The sequence below is a fragment of the Sphingomonas cynarae genome (assembly GCF_039537815.1).
In the GTDB taxonomy this organism is placed as follows: Bacteria; Pseudomonadota; Alphaproteobacteria; order Sphingomonadales; family Sphingomonadaceae; genus Sphingomonas; species Sphingomonas cynarae.
The window spans coordinates 480241-499218 of the sequence record NZ_BAABBF010000002.1; the positions used below are offsets into that span (position 1 = coordinate 480241).

At 66.8% G+C, this 18978-nt stretch carries 11 protein-coding genes; all 11 read right to left on the reverse strand.

What is annotated here, in order from left to right:
* Positions 1–94: 94 nt before the first annotated feature.
* A complete protein-coding gene (locus ABD719_RS05625) occupies positions 95–3529 on the reverse strand; it encodes a glycosyl hydrolase 2 galactose-binding domain-containing protein (RefSeq protein ID WP_344692387.1) in 3435 nt (1144 codons plus the stop codon).
* Between the two features lie 81 nt (positions 3530–3610).
* Positions 3611–4534: an ROK family protein gene (locus ABD719_RS05630; RefSeq protein WP_344692388.1), complete on the reverse strand. Its 924-nt coding sequence runs from the start codon at positions 4532–4534 to the stop codon at positions 3611–3613.
* Between the two features lie 26 nt (positions 4535–4560).
* Positions 4561–5868 (reverse strand): ROK family transcriptional regulator, encoded by a 1308-nt coding sequence (locus tag ABD719_RS05635; protein ID WP_344692389.1) that lies wholly within the window; start codon positions 5866–5868, stop codon positions 4561–4563.
* Between the two features lie 114 nt (positions 5869–5982).
* On the reverse strand, positions 5983–7509 hold the full coding sequence (locus ABD719_RS05640; protein WP_344692390.1) for a tryptophan halogenase family protein: 1527 nt from the start codon (positions 7507–7509) through the stop codon (positions 5983–5985).
* A 106-nt stretch (positions 7510–7615) separates the two neighbouring features.
* Complete coding sequence (locus ABD719_RS05645) at positions 7616–10729, reverse strand: TonB-dependent receptor (protein ID WP_344692391.1); 3114 nt, start codon at positions 10727–10729, stop codon at positions 7616–7618.
* A gap of 346 nt (positions 10730–11075) precedes the next feature.
* Positions 11076–12266 carry an alpha-hydroxy acid oxidase gene (locus tag ABD719_RS05650; protein ID WP_344692392.1) on the reverse strand — a complete coding sequence of 397 codons (1191 nt, stop codon included), beginning with the start codon at positions 12264–12266 and terminating at the stop codon, positions 11076–11078.
* Positions 12267–12407: 141 nt separating this feature from the next.
* Complete coding sequence (locus ABD719_RS05655) at positions 12408–13115, reverse strand: FadR/GntR family transcriptional regulator (RefSeq protein ID WP_344692393.1); 708 nt, start codon at positions 13113–13115, stop codon at positions 12408–12410.
* The gene (locus ABD719_RS05660) at positions 13112–13876 is read right to left on the reverse strand and encodes a helix-turn-helix domain-containing protein (protein ID WP_344692394.1); all 765 of its coding nucleotides are present in this window, start codon (positions 13874–13876) and stop codon (positions 13112–13114) included. The genes ABD719_RS05655 and ABD719_RS05660 overlap by 4 nt, the downstream gene beginning before the upstream one ends.
* 35 nt (positions 13877–13911) lie before the next feature.
* Positions 13912–15216, reverse strand: a complete 1305-nt coding sequence (locus tag ABD719_RS05665; RefSeq protein WP_344692395.1) for an MFS transporter — start codon at positions 15214–15216, stop codon at positions 13912–13914.
* Positions 15217–15274: 58 nt separating this feature from the next.
* Positions 15275–16672, reverse strand: coding sequence for an FAD-binding oxidoreductase (locus tag ABD719_RS05670; protein WP_344692590.1), 1398 nt, complete (start codon positions 16670–16672; stop codon positions 15275–15277).
* A gap of 4 nt (positions 16673–16676) precedes the next feature.
* A complete protein-coding gene (locus tag ABD719_RS05675; RefSeq protein ID WP_344692396.1) occupies positions 16677–18884 on the reverse strand; it encodes a TonB-dependent receptor in 2208 nt (735 codons plus the stop codon).
* Between the last annotated feature and the right edge of the window lie 94 nt (positions 18885–18978).

Below are 18978 nucleotides of genomic sequence, written 5' to 3' on the forward strand. Positions count from 1 at the left end.
CGGGGCTTCGGTCGGAAGCCATCCGCAAGACACGGCAGAACGGGTCAGAAGGCTCTACCTCGGACCCGCACCACCAGATGCCGGGACCAGGCACCTAACCCACAGTATCGCCGCCGCCGGTCGGGATCGATCCCCCCGCGACGTTCCAGCCGCGCAGGGTCAGGCGGGGAACACCCTCGACCGTCGCGGGATAGCGGACCGTCACCGTCTTCCGCTCGCCCGGCAGGAGCGAGACGTAATTGTCGCTGTAATAGGCGGGCAGGATACGCTTGCCCGCCGCATCGACCAGCGTCAGCTTCGCGTTGAGGGCCGGCACCCCGGTGTCGTTCGCCAGCGTCACCGTGATCGCCTTGTCCTCGCCATCGACGACCGGGGCGGTGGCGCGTGTCGTGAGGATGGCGGGGGCCAGGTCATTCAGGGCGCGATAGGCGGCGGTGTCGCGGCCGCGCCAGTAGAAGTTCTCCGACACCGTCCGCCCGGCGGCATCGTTCAGCGTCAGGCTGACCAGCACCATCGGATGCGCGGCGAACAGCCGGTCGAGCGGTACGGCGGCCAGCGCCGTGGCCCGGTTGGCCAGCGCATCGACCCGGTCGGTGCGGGTGAACAGGTCGGCGTTGTCGAGCCCAACGACCCGCACCTTCGCGGTCAGGCCACGGGCGTCCGCGCGGGTGGTGTTCAGCACGACCAGTTCGTTGCCGGGTAGGTTCAGCTGGACGTGGAGCGGCTCCACCGCCTTCTTCGCACCGTAATAGGCGGCATGGGTGTCGTAATCCCACGAATAGATCTGCCACGCGTTCGACGGCCAGGCGGGATGCGTCATCCACAGCAGCCGGCCGGAATTCTTGGTCCAGAGGTGCCCCTGATACCCCTCGTACATCGCCTTGTGCGTTTCGAGGTTCATCATCTGCGCCTTGCGCTCGAAATCGGCGAAGCTGTTGCCCGCGCCGAACATCGTGTCGAGCGTCTGCATGAACGTCTTGGTGTCGCCGTTCCCCGCGAAATGCCAGTCGTGATAGGCGAGCACGTCGCCCAGCGGCCAGCGATCGGCAGCGGGGGTGTAGCTGGCGACGGATTCGGCGGTGGACAGCGAGGGCGTGCCCGTCTCCACCGAGAAACCGGTGGCGAGATCGGTGAAATAGCCGACCGGCGGGCGGTAGTTATAGGGGCCGGAGCCTTGCAGGTTCACGACGTTCGAACTGCCGGTGAACCAGCGGGTGCCGTCCAGTTCGAACACCGCCTTGTCCAGCCCCTCGTTCAGCGCCGGATAGGGCACGCCCTCGTTGCGGCCGAACCACAGGACGATCGAGGGGTGGTTGCGATAGCGGGCGATGGTGTCGCGCGCGTTGGCGAGGAACAGGCCGGCATCGTCCGGCTCGATCTGGAAATTCTGGGTCGACTGCCAGAAATCGTTCAGGATCATCATGCCGTTCTCGTCGGCGAGATCGTAGAACTCCTCTTCGGAGTTATTGCCCATCCAGTTGCGGATGACGTTCATGTGCGCCTCCTTCTGAAGGCGGAAGAACGGTTTCAGCCAGTCGTAGCTGACCCGCTTCATCGCGTCGTCCATGCCCCAGTTGCCCCCGCGCGCGGCGATCTTCACGCCGTTGACCCGGATGGTCAGATGCGGTTCGGGAAGCACCTCGTCGATCGCGGTCACCGCCTTCGACGTGGTGCCGGCGGCGGTCAGCGATTCCGCCCAGCCGCGCGGGGATTCCTTGATCGCCCCGTGGCGGACGTCGATCAGCCTGGCCCCGGCCAATGCGCCGTCGGTGGTCTGGACGTTGACGCGGCGTAGCGCCCCCCCGGCATCGAACAGCGACAGGTCGTAGCTTACCTCGCGGATGCCGAACCGGTCCTGCCGGCTGTCGGACAGGCCGGCGGCGTCGCTGACCTGATAGGTGACGTCGTACAGATACGGGTCGCCATAGCCGTTGGGCCACCACAATTTGGGATCGGCGACGTGCAGCTGCCGGAATTCGGCGGGCGTGAACGCGATCTCGCTGCGGCCGGCGGGGGCGGTGACGGTCTTGTCGACGGTCACGCCGGCAAAGGCCACGCGGACCGTGACCGGTCTGGCGGTACCGGTGTTCTCGATCGGCACGGTGACGTAGATGTCGGCGCGGTCGGTCCGCGGCAACGGCAGGTCGGTGACGACATGCGGGTCGAGGATGCGGACGTCACCGTGCGCGATCAGCTCGACCGGACGCCACAGGCCGGTGTTGCGGTCACGGATACCGGGTATCCAGTCCCACCCCTCGGTCGCGACGAAGGTGGGACCGTCGATGGCTAGCTGGCCGCCATTCTCGCCGACCCCCGCCGTCACCGACTGTTCGTGCGGGATGCCGGGATGCGGAGGCGGCGACACGCGCACCGCGATCACGTTTTCACCGGCGACCGGCAGATAATCGAACTGACCCCGGATGAAGGCGCCGCGCGTGTCGCCCAGACGGCGGCCGTTCGCCCACATCTCCGCCGCGTAATTGACGCCGCCGAACATGATCGTGAGCCGCTTGCCGGCCGCTGCCGGGGGCACGGTGAAGCTGGTGCGGTACCAGTAATCCTGCCGCGCCAGGCTTTCCGGAATCTTCAGGTTGTTGAGGCCGTAATAGGGATCGGGATAGACGCCACGATCGACCAGCGTCTGCAGTACGGTGCCGGGCACGGTCGCTGCCCGCCAGCCATCGGCACGGATGCCGGGGCGGGACAAGGTGGCACCATCGCCCTTCACCTCGGGCGCGGCGGCGAGTTGCCAGCCGTTGATCTGCCAGCGGCCGGGCGCGATCGGCTGCACCACAGGCGCGGTCGATACCGGTCTGGCGACCGGGGCGGTGAAGGCCCCGCCCTTCGACTGCGGCAGCGTCCACGCGTCCTGCTGTCGGGTGAGGCCGATGTTCGCCTGTTTCTGGAACGGCCAGCCGACGCCGACCTGCCATAGCTGCACGACCTCGAAATCGGGGCGGGCGCGGACGGCGGCGGTGACCTCCGCCGGGGACAGGGCGGTATCGTGGACCGCCGCACCGACCAGCGTGCCACCGAAATGCGGGCGGCCGGGCAGGGCGGGGGCAATCGCAAGCGTCGGCGTCACCGCGGCCGAGGCGGCGCGACCACCGGCCACCCGGCGACCATCGACATAGAGCGTCAGCACCCCCCCGTCCGACACCGCTGCGACATGCGTCCAGCGGCCCGCCGCCAGCACGGGACCGCGAACGACCGTCCGGCCATCATGAATGGCGACACGGCCGTCATCGATCGTCAGCGCCCGCCCCTCGCCGATCGCCATCAGCGTGACGATGCCGGCCATGTCGCGATCGGCGCGAACCCAGCTTGTCAGGCTGTATGGCGCCCCGGCGGCGGCGAGGCCGGTCGCCCCCGGCAGCGGTCGTTCGATTCCGATCCCGCCGGGCAGGAAGCTGGCATTATACGGCCCGCCATCGGCCGGCACCGCCGCCGACGACGGCGGGGCGGCCAGCGCGATCGTCAACACCGACATCGCGGTGCCCCAACGCGCGCGCTTGTTCCGGACCATCATGCCATCCCCTCTGAATTCGTTCTTGATTGCCCGCGATACCATGGCACCACGGCGGTTGCCGAATTAAGACATCATCTTTCGTTATTCAGCAAGCGGCTTTGCCCGGCCGTTATCGCCTGACAGTGCCAGTGCGATCGGGCCGAGCGGCCCGGCGGCGGTGCCGAGACCGGGCGCGCGGACATAGCCGGCATCGCGCGGCGGCAGTTGCAGGTAATCGCCGATCAGCGCCCGCAACCGCTGGTCGATCGCATCGATCAGATAGGGGCGGTGCGCGATCACGCCGCCGCCGATCAGCAGCCGGCGCGGGCCGGTGGCCGACACCAGCGCCTGTGCCATCTGCGCCAGCGCGTCGACGACGGTCAGCCAGACGGGATGATCGCCCGCCAGATGTTCGCCCCGACCACCGAGCCGTGCGGCGATGGCCGGGCCGGCGGCCAGCCCCTCTACACAGTCGCCGTGATAGGGGCAGGCGCCGGACCAGTCATCGCCGGCGAGACGGGCGATCCGCATATGCCCGGCTTCGCAATGGCCCAGCCCCCGCGTGGGACGGCCGTTGACGATCAGGCCGACGCCGACGCCGGTGCCCACGGTAATGTAGGCATAGTCGTCCAGCCCCTGCGCGGCCCCCCATCGCCCTTCGGCCAGGGCGGCGCCGTTCACGTCCGTATCGAACGTCACGGCAACCGGATAGCGCGCGGCGAGACGGTCGGCGACGGGCGTATCGCGCCAGCCCGGCTTGGCGGTCGAGGTGATGTGACCATAAGCGGGCGACGCCGGGTCGAGGTCCACCGGGCCGAACGAGGCGACACCCAGCGAGGCGAAGGCGCGAACGTGCCACCATTCGTCCAGCACCGCCTCGATCCCCGCCAGCGTCTCGGTCGGGGAGGTGGTAGGAATCGATCGCTGGTCGATGATCGCATGTCCGGCGTCGGCCAGCGCGACGATGCACTTGGTGCCGCCCAGTTCCACGCCGGCAATGCCGGCGCGCTTCAGATCATGATTCATCAAAACCTCTTGAAATCTTGTCGGTATCAGGACGCGCTCGCCATGGCGGGGGGCACGGCGCGGACATGCTGGCGGATGGCCGAGGAGTCGGCGGGCAGCATCAGATGGCCGAACGGCAGCAGCGCGGCGCCGACCGCCGGCGAATCCTCGGCCAGCGCGCCTGCCTCGATCGGGGCGAGGGCAGGGATATGGCTGCCCTGCGCGGCGATCAGGTCGGCAGTGCGCCGCGCCAGCCGGTGAACCAGTTCGATCGGGAGGCGGCCGCCGATCAGGATGGCACCCGGATTGAGCAGGCAGTTGACCGCGATCAACGGCTGGACCAGCGCCTGCGCAGCACGCTCCACCCATTGGTCCACGGTCGTGCGTGCGGCGGGATCGGTCGTGCCGGGTTCATGGCTGCCCCCGGCGGGAGCGGCATTGGCCAGCATCTGGTTCAGCCCGGCGAGCGAGACGATGTTCTGCAACGCGGTTCGCCCGCCGGCGCCGTCGTCGACCGTCATGAAGCCGATTTCACCGCTGCGGCCATCGGCGCCGCGATCGTACAGGGCATTGACGACGACGCCGCCGCCCAGCCCGAACGTGACGAGCAGATAGAAGAAACTGGCGAAATGCTGCCCCAGCCCGAACTGCATCTCACCGATCGCCGCCGCCGCGGCATCGTTCTCGACCAGCACGGGGATGTCGTTCGGTTCGTCGAATACCCCGTCGAACAGCGCCGGGATGTCGGTGGACGACCAGCATTCATATCCCGCCGGCCGGCCGGGCAGATCGACCGCGCCGAGATCGTCGGGCAGGGCGACGCCGATCCCCATGATCGCCTGGGCGGGTATGGCGGCCCGGTCGAGCAGGGGACCGACCTCGTCCCGGAAGAAACGGCGGACGTCGGCGGGCATCGGAAAGGGCAGGTCGCGGCCGATGCGCGCGCGCACCGTGCCGCTGAAATCGGCCGCCACCATCGTCAGATGATCGCGATCGATGTTGATGCCGATCGAGAACGCACCATCGGCGCGGATGACGAGGCGGGTCGCGGGTTGCCCGCGCCCGCCGCGACGCTGGCCGGCGCGCTCCAGATACCCCTCCTCCAGCAGGCGGTTGGTGATGTTCGCCACGGTGGCGGGCGTCAGCCCCGTCACCTCGGCGATCGCGGCACGGGTCGAGCGACCGGCGATACGGATGGCGTGGAGCACGACACGCTGGTTGTGCAGGCCGGCATGTTCGATGTTCGCCCCGAACAGCCGGCTGGTGTCGCCGCCACCGGATCGGGCGCGGGGTTGGACGCCGGGACTGGCCGGGGGCGGAGCCGAAGCAGGGGGCGGGACTGGGTCGCTGGCCATTATCCCTTTTACCCTACGACCCGCACGTAATGGATCAATCGTTTTGCCGAATTTACCGGCATCGGCATGGAATGCGTCCGGATCATGGCCGCCCGCCGGGTCGGCAGGACGGGATCATGCCGGTCGCAGCCGGTCGAGGAAGCGGGCATGCGGTTCGGCATGGGCCAGCGTGGCGGCGATCGCCGCCTTCATCCGCGCGAAGGTGTCGGCCAGTTCGGCGGTGGTGAACTGGTCGGCCAGTGGCGAATGGCGAACCGGCAGGTCTTCGAACCCGGCATACATGCTGAGCCAGCTGGGGTCCTGGAACGTATCCCATTCGTTGCGGACGAACTCACCGCCGGCGCGCCATGCGTCGAGCTTGACCTGCAAGCTCTCCGGCGGGGCCAGACCGCGCATGTGATCCCAGAACGGTTCGCCCTCGCGCCGGTTCGACCAGTAATGCAGGAACAGGAAGTCGCGGATCCGCTCGAACTCCAGCACCGACTGGCGATTGTAGGTCGCCGCCAGACGCGGGTCCATCGCCCGGTCCGGGAACAGCGCGACGAGACGTTCCAGCCCCGACTGGATCAGGGTGATGCTGGTCGATTCCAGCGGTTCGAGAAATCCCGACGACAGGCCCAGCCCGACGACATTGTTCTCCCAGAACCGGGCGCGGTGGCCGGTGGTGAAGCGCAGCCGATTGGGCGCGGCCAGCGGCGCGCCTTCGATATGGGCGACCAGCACATCCTCGGCCGTGGCATCGTCGATGAAGTCCGAGCAATAGACATGGCCGTTGCCGATGCGGTGGCGCAGCGGGATATGCCACTGCCAGCCGGCGCTGCGCGCGGTCGCGGTGGTCAGCGGCTTGTGCGCGTCGAACGCCGCGGCGCAGGGGATGGCGACGGCGCGGTCGCACGGCAACCAGTGGCGCCAGTCGACATAGGGCACGCCCAGCGCCTCGCCCAGCAACAGGCTGCGAAAGCCCGAACAGTCGATCCACAGGTCGCCGTCGATCCGGCGGCCATCGGCCAGCGTCACCCCCTCGATCCGGCCATCGTCGCCGTGGCGGTGGACATGGTCGATCCGCGCGTCGACATGCGCGACGCCATTGGCCCTTGCCAGCCGCCCGAGCAGCGCGGCGAACTTCGACGCGTCGAAATGGACCGCGAAGTCGAACACGCCGAGATCGTTCTGCGGCCGGTCCGTCGGCGGCAGGAACAGCCCGCGCTCCGCCAGTTGCGTACACAGGCTGAATCGATCGAGCGGCGTCGTATCGCCGGCGGCGCGCATCTTCAGCCAGTATTGATGGAAGGCGACGCCGCGCGCGGGCATGCCATAGAGGCCGAAGGGGTGGAAGAACGCATGGTCCGGCCGCTGCCAGCCGGCGAAACGGATGCCGTATTTGATCGTGCCTTCGGTCTCGCGCAGCACCTCCGGCTCGCCCAGTTCGATCGCCGCGAAGAAATCGCGGATGGCCGGCACGGTGGCCTCCCCGACGCCGACCGTGCCGATCGCGCTGCTTTCGATGACGGTGATCGACAGGCGCAGATGCGCCAGCCGGCGGGCGAGATAGGTCGCGGCCATCCAGCCGGCGGTCCCGCCGCCGACGATGACGATCGACCGGATCGGGGAAGAAGAAGGGGAGAAAGCGTCGCTATCCATGCCGCCACCGTAACAGGATGATGAGACCCGGACCGATCGAAAAAAACGCCGCATCGACCGGGTGGCGGATGCGGCGCGAGGTTGGGAGAATGACGGTGGGAACCGATCAGAACTTGACGCGGACCCCGCCGATGAAGCGACGTTCGTAGACGTTCTCGTACAGGACCTGATCGGAGAAGGTCAGGTAGTAACGCTCGGTTTCCGCCGTCAGGTTAGACGCCTGGCCGTAGAGGGTGACGTTCGGCAGGATATCGTAACTGACCGAGGCATCGAGATAGCTGGTCGGCTTCTGATACTGCGCCAGCCCGCCGATGCCGCCGTAATCGGACGAGACCAGACGCTTCGAGCGGTAGTTGTAGGCGACGCGGGCCTGGAAGCCATATTGCTCGTACCACAGGGCGGCATTCGCCTGATGCTTCGAATTGTCCTGGAACGGCTGCTTGTTGCCGGCCAGATCGGTCAGCCCGGCATCGCCCAGCGACAGCGTGTAGTTGGCATCGACACCGAAGCCGCCGACGAAGCCGCCGACGCCGTAATCCGCCAGCGACTGCTTGGTCGACAGTTCGACGCCCTTCAGCGTGCCGCCTTCGCCCTGCACCGCGGTGCGGACGGGGACCGGGCGACGGATCACGCCGTCATTGTCGGGAATGTCGTTGCGGAAGATGGTGGCGTTGGCGATGAAGCTGTCGACCGATATGTAGAACACGCCCGCCGCGATCAGGCTGGAACGACCCGTGTAATATTCCACGCTCGCCTCGACATTGTCGGCACGCCACGGGTCGAGCTGCGGATTGCCGCGGGCGTTGGCACCCGTCGCTTCGAACCGGTTGGGCGTGATCTGCGTGTTGATCGCATAATCGACGTTCAGGCCGCCACCCCATTGCAGGAAGTCGAGCAACGTCATCGTCTTCGAATAGGCGGCGCGCGCGCGCAGCTTGTCGGTCAGGTCGACCGCGACGTTGAACGCCGGCAGGAAATCGGTGAAGTCGCGCTTCGTCACGACGTCACCGGTATCCCGGCCCGACAGGCCATAGGGCTGTGGCGCCCCGACGATGTTCTGGCGGACGCTGAAGCGCGTGTTGACGACGCGCAGGCCGCCATTGGCGCGGAACGGCAGGCCGAAGATGTCGCCTTCGCCGCTGACTTCGGCATAGCCCGAAATCTGCTTCAGATCGATGCCGAACGAGTCGGCCGGGTTCACGTTGTTGATGCTGCCCGGATAGAACTTGTTCTGGAACGCCTCGGAATCGTCCATCGCCTTCGGGTCGAGGACGTACAGCGGCGGCGTGCCGGCGGCGGGCAGCGAATATTGCTTGATGAGCCCGGCGAACACGGGATCATTGGCCAGCCGGGTATAACCGGCGGTGTAGGCCGCACCGGAGGCATCGCGCACGCTGCATGCGCCGTCGTTCAGGTTGACGTCGAACGCCTTCCACTTGACCAGGCAGCCGGCGGCCGGGTTCTGCGCATTGTCGCGGTTGCCGGCGTAGAAGGGCGAGACCCGCTCGAAGGTGAACTGGTCGACGCTGCGCTTGCCGTAGCGGCCCCCGACCTTCAGCGAGAACTGCTCGCTCGGGCTCCATTCGGCGTCGCCGCGGAAGGCGTACATGTCGCCGTCCTGATAGACGTTGTTCTCCGACGAGATCGTCTTCAGGCCGTAGCGTGCGAGATCCTGGGTCTGGTTCAGGAACGCCTGGGGGAAGGTGAAGACGGGGGCGCCGCTGCTGTAATCGACCGTGGCCTGCTGGCTGTAGGGGGCATAGCCGGTCGGGTTGAAGCGCACATCGCCACCCAGCGCAGCGGGATAGTTTCCGACGCCGCTATAGGCCCATTGCGTGCCGTTGGTCAGGCTGAACTGCGTGTAGGACTGATCCGACTTGCGGCTGGCCTTGCCATAGACGCCGCGAACGGTCGCCTTCAGGTTGCCGCCATTGTCCCAGTCGAGCTGCAGGTTGTAGTTCTGCGATTCCGACTTGATCCGGAACGTTTCCGCATAGCTGTCGAAATTCGGCATGTCGTACTGGTAGGTCTGGACGGTGTTCAGATCGAGCAGCGTGCCGCGCTGATCGCGGATGCCGGCGCCGGTGTTGGTCGACCGGGTCGGCAGGAAGGGCGACGACTGCCAGTCGATCGCGGCGAACTGGAACCCGGCGGTCCGATCATACTGGGTCTGGCGGGTGTAGAAGCCGTCGGCGGTCAGCTTCAGCGCGTCGTTGATCTGGAACTGGAGCGAGGCGTTGGCGCCGAAGCGCTCGCGGCTGGTGATGCGGTTCCACGCGGTGTGCGCCTGCGGGGTGATGAAGGCGTCATTGGCATCGCCGTCGCCGTTCACGTCATAGCCGACGATGGCGCCGTTCTGCCGCACCGCGGTGCCGCGGAACTGGCCCGCAGGCAGCCCGACGCCGAAATCGTTCCGGGTCACGCCGTTATCGACAAAGTTACGCTCGCTGCGGATCGCCACGCCGTAATCCTGGACACCGCGATAGCTGTTGCCCAGCGTCAGGTCGCTGTACGCGGCCGACACCAGCAGGCCGACGCGACCCGCATTGTATGATAACAGGCCGTTGACCGACGGATTGAACTTGTCGGTCCGGTCGCCATACTGCGCCTCGGCGGCGGCGGACATGGTCAGGCCGCGCTTCAGATCGAACGGACGGCGCGTCAGCAGGTCGACGGTACCGGTCAGGCCCGCCTGCTGGAGCGAGGCGGTCGGCGACTTGAACACGGTGGCGCCGGAAAACAGCTGCGACGGAATGTCGGTGAAGTTCGGCTGCACCGAGGTGACCGAGTTGGCGCCCAGGAACTGTTCGCCGTTCATCAGCGTCGTGACCTGCGGCAGACCACGGATGTTGACCTCCGCGCCTTCGCCGGCGCTGCGACGAATCTGGACGCCGGAAATGCGCTGCAGCGAATCGGAGATGGTGACGTCGGGCAGCTTGCCGATGTCCTGCGCGCTGATCGCCTCGACGACGCTGTCGGCGTTGCGCTTCACCTCGATCGACCGGGCCTGCGATGCGCGGATACCCGTAACGACGATATCGGCGTCGCCGTCCGACTGATCGGGTGCTGCGACCGAATCCTGACTGGTGGCGGGGGTCCCGGCGGTGTTGCCGGTCTGCGCCGCAGCGGAAGCCGCTGTCAGTGCGACGATGCCCAGCACGACGGGCGATGCCGCCGAAACCAGCAACATACAGCGCAGCGGCTTGCGAAAATCACCCATCATCATCCTCCCACGTCGGTGTCGGCTGGCAATCATGCCGCCCACGCCTTTTCTTAACTCATTTTGATTTATTCAATCGGCCTCGGTGCCGTCAAGATTTTCCCAGAACGGCGATGGCCAGATCGATAACTTTCAGGGTCTGGTGTGACGTATTGGAAACAGTCTGTCAGCCGTCAGCGTCTGCCCATCCGCACCACGGGCTGTAGATGCCGGACCTGCGCACGCCACTAAAAGGCGCAGCCAGCCCTCGACGGATCGCCTATGCCGTCCGGGCGCTGTCGTGTGGAACCGGTGCCACGAGCATCCTTCCAGGCTTGTGCCGATACCCCATCAATGAAGCCCAGGATCAAACAGCCGGCGAGGCGTGGCCGCGTTCGGGGCGATGGCGGACATGACGGACATGGCGGTGGGACAGGGAAGCGATGTCGTTGACCCCCGCGAGCGTCAGGGTGCGTTCGAACTCCTCGTGGAGCAGCGTCAGGACGCGTTCGACGCCTGCTTCTCCGCCAGCTGCCAGGCCATACAGATAGGGACGCCCGACCGAACAGGCGGTCGCTCCCAGAGCAAGCGCCTTGACCACGTCGGAGCCGCGCCGGATGCCGCCATCGCAGATCACGTCCGGTGCCTCGCCAACGGCCTCACGCACCGCCTGGATCTGGTCAATCGGTGCGGGCGCGCCATCCAGCTGGCGTCCGCCATGGTTGGAGATCATCACGCCGGTCGCTCCCGATGCGATCGACCGGCGGGCATCTTCGGGTGTCATCACGCCCTTGATCGCGAGCGGTCCGTTCCACTCCTGCGCGAGCCATTCGACATCGCGCCAGCCAACCGAGCGATCGAACTGGCCGCCGATATAGTCGAACAGGCTCATCGGTCCGGATGCCAGGGCGTCGACCTTGTGGCTGACATTGGCGAGGTCGAACTTCGATCCGGTCATCGCGGGGAGCGACCAGAAGGGGTGACATGCGAAGCTGAACAACGATTTGAGGGTAAGCTTGGGCGGTAGCGATAGACCGCTGACCCGATCGCGCTCGCGATTGCCGGCAACAGGCGTATCAACCGTCAGGGCCAGGCCGTGGAAGCCCGCTTCCCGGCAGCGCGCGACGAACTCGGCCGTGAGGCCGCGGTCCTTGAAGATGTAGATCTGGAAGACTTTGGGCCCGGCATAGGCCTGCGCGAGATTCTCAAGCCGGGTCGTGCCCATCGTCGACAGGCTGTAGAGAAGCCCGTGTCGTGCTGCCGCACGGGCCACCGCAAGCTCTGCATGGCCATGGAACATCCGGGTGAGTCCGGTCGGCGACAGCATCAGCGGCCAGCGCGACGGTTGTCCGAATATCCGTGTCTCCGTCCGGATCGACGAAACGTCATTCAGGACATCGGGCACGATTTGGTAATCGGCAAAGGCTGTGACGTTTCGACGCAACGACCACTCGTCGTCGGCACCGCCATCGATATAATCGAAGATCGGCCGCGGGAGCCGCCGGCGTGCCATCAGGCGAAGATCGGCCACATTGTTCGCCCGTCGAAGCTGCGCCATGGTTCTACCTTGCTACCGATTTTCCGGATCGCGCGCGCGCCGGTAATTAGATGCCGTAATCCGCATGGGCATCGCCGGCGCGATCAGGCCGAAGGTGGCCATCCGTCCGGATAGTATCCGGTGGATACCGCAATGCCTGACCTAGCGGCCGAACAGGTTGCCGATCGACGCATCGAAATGCTCGCTCATGGCAAGTGCGGCGCGGGCGGGGTCGACGTGACGGATCGCGTCCGCGATCTCGTGGTGCTGATGAAGGATGTTCTCGCGCTGGGCATGGGTCACGCGCGTCTGCCAGGCGGTCGGCACCGCGACGGTCATCAGCGGCTCGAAGGAGCGGACGATCTGCAGGAACAGCCCGTTGCCCCCCGCCTGCGCGATCGCCTGATGAAACCGGATGTCGTGACGCGTCACCTCCGCCAGGTCGTCGCCGGCCGCACGCATCGCGTCGGCATGGCGCATGATGGCCGCAGCGTCCGCGTCGGAACGGTTGACCGCCGCAAGCTCGGCGGTGCGCAGTTCCAGCGTGCGGCGAACGTCCCACACCTCCGCCACCGACACCTGCGCGGTGGCGACCGCGTGATCGATCGCACGGCCCATGACCGACCCGTCGATCGCACCGACACGCGCACGGCGGCCATTACCGACATCGAGCAGCCGCAGTGCCGCCAGCGCGCCGAACGCCTCGCGCATCACGGCGCGGCTGACGCCCAGATCGTTTGCGAACCGGCCCTCGCCGGGCAGCGTGTCACCGACCTTCAGGTCATGAATGCGGATATGTTCGCGAACCCGGTGCATGGCGTGATCGACCAGCGAACCACCGTCCGTCGCGCGGGTCGGCGCCACGCTCATGCGGCGGCCTCCAGCTGGCGCAGATGCGTGGGCGCCATGCCGAACCGGCGGGAAAAGGCGCGCGTGAAGCTGGCATTGTTGCTGTAGCCACAACGATAGCCGATCGAGGAGACGGGCAGGTCGGTGGCGATCAGCAGCCGACGCGCGCCTTGCAGGCGGCGGTCGGCGATCGCGTCGGCAACGGTCGATCCGAACGCCTCGCGGAAGCCCCGGGTCAGCTTGGCGCGATTGAGGCCGCAGGCGCGTGCGATGCCGTCGAGTGTCAGCTTCTCCTGCCAGCGTTCGTCGACCAGGCGTCTTGCGGCGGCAAGCCGTGCGGAGTCACGCTCGGATAGATCACCCACGCCATCGGCCGCGATCAGCGACCCGTCGGCGAAGCTGGCGAAGATGCCGCAGAGCAGCTCAATGCTCTTGGCGAGCCGGAGCGTGGCACGGGCTGGTTCGGGAATGGCGCATTCGTGGAGCGACAGTGCAAGCAGCGCCAGATCCGCCGGCAGATGCCAGACGCTCCCGGCCTCGGGAAGCGACCCGAAGATGCGGCGACAGGCATGCGAGGCGACCACCAGCACGACCGGCGCATCCGCCGCATCGACCAGCGCGCGACCATAATGGAAGGTCGGCGATCCCTCGTTGAAATGAAACCCGAAGACCATCGCGTCGGTCGGCAGCACATCGCAGACGATCGGGCCGCTGCCGACGAACGACAGCATTTCCGGCGATACGTTGATCCGCTCCCTTGGCATCCGCTCTTTCGGCGTCATCGGCCTTCTCCCTTATGGATGAGATCGTGAACCTTTCAGATAGGTTCGTCAATCGCTGACAGGGGGGCGGCGCGCATGGCGAGCAGAAAGGCGAAAACCGAACACGTGCTGGTGACGACGCCGACGATCGTCAGGGCCGGGGCGAGCTGCGCCTCCCCGCCGAGCATGCGCGCGACGAGCGTCACCAGGGTCGGTGCCAGACCGAAGCCGATCAGCCCGGCGACGGCGATGAACGCGCCGATGCACAGGCCGCGCAGTTCGTTGGGGATGAGCACGGTCAGCGTGACGGAGGTGATGAGGCCGGTGATCGTCCCGGCCAGGACCAGCGTGCCCAACGCCGCCGCGAACAGCGGGATGCTGCCGGCGATCGGAAAGAACGCCGCCGGGATGCCGATCGCGGCGGCGATGATCGCCCCCGACAGGACGCCGCCGCGCCGACCGCTCTTCTGACCCCAGTCGGCGGCAAGTCCGCCAAGGATCGCGCCGCCGATCCCCGCCGCCAGGATCAGCGCGCCCATCCAGCCGGCAAACGCGTCGGGGGTTTGCCGATAGACGCGCGTCAGCACCGGCGCGGCCCATATGCCGGCGGCCGCGTCGGCCATGACGACCGATACCTGACCGATGAACAGCGGCAGCAAAAAGCGCCTGCGAACCCATAATTCGCCCGCAAGAACGCCCATCGGCGCGCGCAGCCCCGCCGCCATCTCGCGGCGCGGCGGCTCTCGCAGGAAAAGGACGGGAACGATCAGCACCAGCGCAATACCCGCCAGCCCGAGATGCGTGGCGCGCCAGGGCAGGAGCCCGAAGCCGCCACCCGCGAACAGCCCGAACAACAGCCCGGCCAGCGCAAATGCCCCGGCCTGACCCGCCGCCTTGCCGAGCGAGACGATCAGCATCGCACGACCGCGCTGATCGGGTCGACACAGGTCGGCCCCCAGCGACAGCGCAGCCGTCAGTGCGCCGGTCGTGCCGATCCCGGTCATCATGCGGGCGGCGAACAACGTTCCCGTACCGGGAGCATAGGCGGTCAGCAGCGTGCCGGCCGTCCACAGCATCGCCAATGCCAGCAGCAGGCGGACACGATTGAACCGGTCGACGAGGATACCGATCGGAATGGAGAACAGCACCAGCGGCACTGCGGCGCCGACGCCTTGAATGAGCGCCAGCAGCGTATCGCTAAGGCCAAGTTCGGCCTTGGCGCCTTCCTGCACGGTGGCAAACGATCCCATGACCGTGAAGCCGATCATCATCGACAGGGCGAGGGCGAAGAGCGGCAGGAGCGAGCGGCCCAGGCCGGGCTCAAGACGGGGTGGCGCCTGATCGGCGGCGTGCAGGGTCATCGTCGAGGAATCCTCATAGGATCGCGGCGCGTGGCTGGAACCGGTCCGGCTGCGCGGCTTACAGACTGAAAATCTTGCCAGGGTTCATCAGGTTCTGCGGATCGAGCGCGCGCTTCAGCGTGCGCATGACATCGACCGCATCGCCCAGCTCGGCGACCAGCCAGTCCTGCTTGCCGATGCCGATGCCGTGTTCGCCGGTGCAGGTCCCGTCCATCGCGATCGCCCGCTCGACGAGGCGGCGATTGATCGCCTCGACCTCCTGGAACTCGTGAGGGGCGGCGGGATCGATCGCGAAGATGACGTGGAAATTGCCGTCGCCGACATGGCCCAGGATCGATGCGGGGACCGAGCCCGCGTCGATATCCGCCCGCGTCGCCAGGATGCATTCGGGCAGGCGGCTGATCGGCACGCAGACATCGGTGGTCCAGCCGACCGCACCGGCGCGGACGCCGACCGCAGCATAATAGGCCTCGTGCCGCGCTTTCCACAATTTGGCGCGTTGCTCGGGCTGGTTCGACCAGGCGAACGCGCCGCCGCCGTTCGCCTCCGCCAGGGCAGCGACGGTCTCGACCTGCTCGGCCACGCCGGCCGGCGAGCCGTGAAACTCGAAGAATAGTGTCGTCACTTCGGGATAATCGAGCTTCGACCAGCGGTTCACCGCCGCCATCTGCTTGTCGTCGAGGATTTCGACCCGTGCCAACGGGATGCCGCACTGGATCGACTGAACCACGGTGTCGACCGCGCCCTGCAAGCTTTCGAACCCGCATACCGCCGACATGATCTGCTCGGGAATGGGATGAAGCCGCAGGCTGATTTCGGTAATGATGCCGAGCGTGCCTTCGGCACCGACGAACAGCCGGGTAAGGTCGTACCCGGCGGCCGACTTGCGTGCGCGCGTGGCGGTGCGGATCACCCTGCCGTCGGCGGTGACGACGGTCAGCGACAAGACCGCCTCGCGCATCGTGCCGTAGCGCACCGCGTTGGTGCCGCTGGCGCGCGTCGAGGCCATGCCGCCGATCGTCGCATTCGCGCCGGGATCGATCGGGAAGAACAGTCCGGTGTCGCGCAGGTGCGCGTTCAACTCCTCGCGCCGCACGCCCGCCTGCACGATGCAGTCGAAATCCTCCGCGTTGATGGCAAGGATCGCATCCATCCGCGACAGGTTCAGGCTGACCCCGCCATTCACCGGCAGCGCGTTGCCCTCGATCGAGGTGCCGGCCCCGAACGGCACGATCGCGACGCCCGCGGCGGTGCAGAGCCGGACGCAGTCGGCGACCTCTTCGGTCGAGGCGGCGAACACGACGGCATCGGGCAGGGCTTCGGCGAAATGCGCCTCGCTGGTGCCGTGCTGGCGGCGGATGCTCTCGCCCATCGCCAGCGCGTTGCCGAACCGCTGCCGCAAGGCGGCAACGAACGTCTCGTCGAGGGGCGGGCGGATCGGGTTGGGCACGTGCATCATGTCAGAACCGCACCGTGCCGCGGATGCCGATGCGGCGGCGTGGCGACTGAACCGCAAGGTTCGAGACGAGCGGCGCAGGTAGACCAGCCCGGCGGAGCAGCGAGGAATCGAGATAGGTCTCGACATATTTTTCGTTCAACAGGTTGGTGGCGAACGCGCCAACCTCGAGCGGGCCTGCCTGCCAGGTGACTGATGCGTTGACGAGGTGATAGGCATCGAGCAGCGGCACCGAGGCCGCGTCGAGCGAGGCGCCGGTCCGCTGGCCCTTGGCGACCAGATTGGCGTCGACCACGATCGCCTGGTCGCGATGGAAAGGCACGCGCACGTTCGTGCCGATCGCGTAGTTCGCATCGGGCACGAACAGGATCCGATCGCCGGGATAGGCATAGCCCGTCGTCGCCTGGAACTGGCTGGAGTCGGTCACGCGCGAGTGGAGCAGCGTCGCATTGGCATAGACCCGCCACAATTTGCTGACGTTGAACGCCAGTTCGGCTTCTGCGCCATAGCTTTCGACGTTGCCGGAATTGAGGTTGATCGCGACGAAGCCGACCGGCTGGCCGGTGGTTGGGCTGATGATGGTCGATGGCGCGAGCGCGTTGGCGCCGATGAAGTTTTTGTAGTCGTTATAGAAGGCGGCGACGTTGGCGGTCAGCCGGCCATCGAACGCACTTGCCTTCGAACCGACCTCGTACGTCCAAACGCTGTCGCCGCGGTAGGTGAGATTGGGCGCGCCCGGCCCGTTCTGGCCGCCGCCGCGCACGCCGCGAGCGACCGAGGCATAGGTCATGAAGTCCGGGGACCAACGCTTTGAGAGGGTGGCACGCGGCTGCCACTCGTCCGCCTTGTAGGCAGCATCGAGTCCGGCGGTCGAGGCGTCGAGCTTCTGATGATCGAAGCGGATACCGACCGCCAGATCGAGGCCGCTGCCGAAGTTCAGGAAACCGGTGACGAACCCTGCGATGTTCTCGTTCTCCGACGTCGCAGCGCCGGGCACGGTCAGGTTCGCGGGCACGATGGTGGTCGTGGTCGTCGCATCCATGGTCGAGCGGGCGTAGAAGGCGCCCACCAGTGTCGAGAAATTTTCGCTCCAGCGGGTGTCGAAGCGGATCTCGCCGGTGCGCGTCCTGAGCGTTCGGTCCGACGTGGAGCGGAAGAAGTCGAGCGGGCTGTAATCGCCGTCGCCGGAACTGCGCGTGTCCGACTGGTTGTACGCCCCGATTGCGGTGATCGTCGTGTCGAGGCTGTCGACATCGAACTCACCTTTCAGGTTTGCCGCATAGTAATCGATCACCGCAAGGCTACGCTGGTTGGTACGGCCGTCCAGGGTATAGTCGCGCGGGCCACGCACGTTGAAATAGGGCGTCGAGCCACCCGACACGCGGTCATAGCCGCCGTTGAGCGTGAAGCGTGCCCAACTGGCGGGCAGGAACCGGATCGTGCCGTTGACGCTTTTGGTCTTCAGCGGGTTCTGATCGCCGCCGGCGAGAATGTTGCGCTGGAACCCGTCCTCGCGGTGATACGCGCCGCCGATGCGGAACTGCAGCACATCGTCGATGATCGGGCCCGAGATGCTGGCCGAAGCCGAGGCGTAGTTGTCGCCGGTCGCCAGTGCGCCGTCGAGGCGGCCCTGCCACTCGTTGGTCGGCTGACGCGTCACGACGTTGATCGCACCGCCGAGCGTGTTGTTGCCGAACAGTGTGCCTTGCGGCCCTCGCAGCACCTCGACGCGGGCCACATCGACCAGCGGCGAGTTCAGATAGGTCGTGTTGGGCTGATAGACGCCATCGATGAAGATGCCGACGCCCGGCTGCACCGTGTCGATCAGCGTGGTGCCGATGCCACGGATCGAAACGAACGCGCGGCCTACCGAATCGGAGTTGATGTTGAGGCCGGGGGTGTATGCTGCAACGTCGCGCACGACGACCAGCTGCTGCTGCTTGATCGCATCGCCGGAGATGGCCGTGACCGCGATCGGCACGTCCTGCAACCGCTCTTCGCGGCGGCGTGCGGTGACGATGATGTCGGAAGCGGCCGGGTCGGTTGCCGCGTCGGTATCCGTCTGCGGATCGGCGGGCGTGCCCTGATTGGTAGTCTGAGCGCCCTGAAGTCCGGCACTTTGCGGCCCGGCAGTTTGCGCAGTGGCGGGCGCGGACGCGATCAGCGCAAGGGCGGTGGACACAGCCAGCGGGGCAAGCAACGAATGTCGCATCGAGATCCTCTCCAACAAGGGGCGGATCGTATCGTCCACCTGTCAGATAGGTATGCGCTGGTCATGACCTATCGGAAAGGTCCCGAGACTGTGC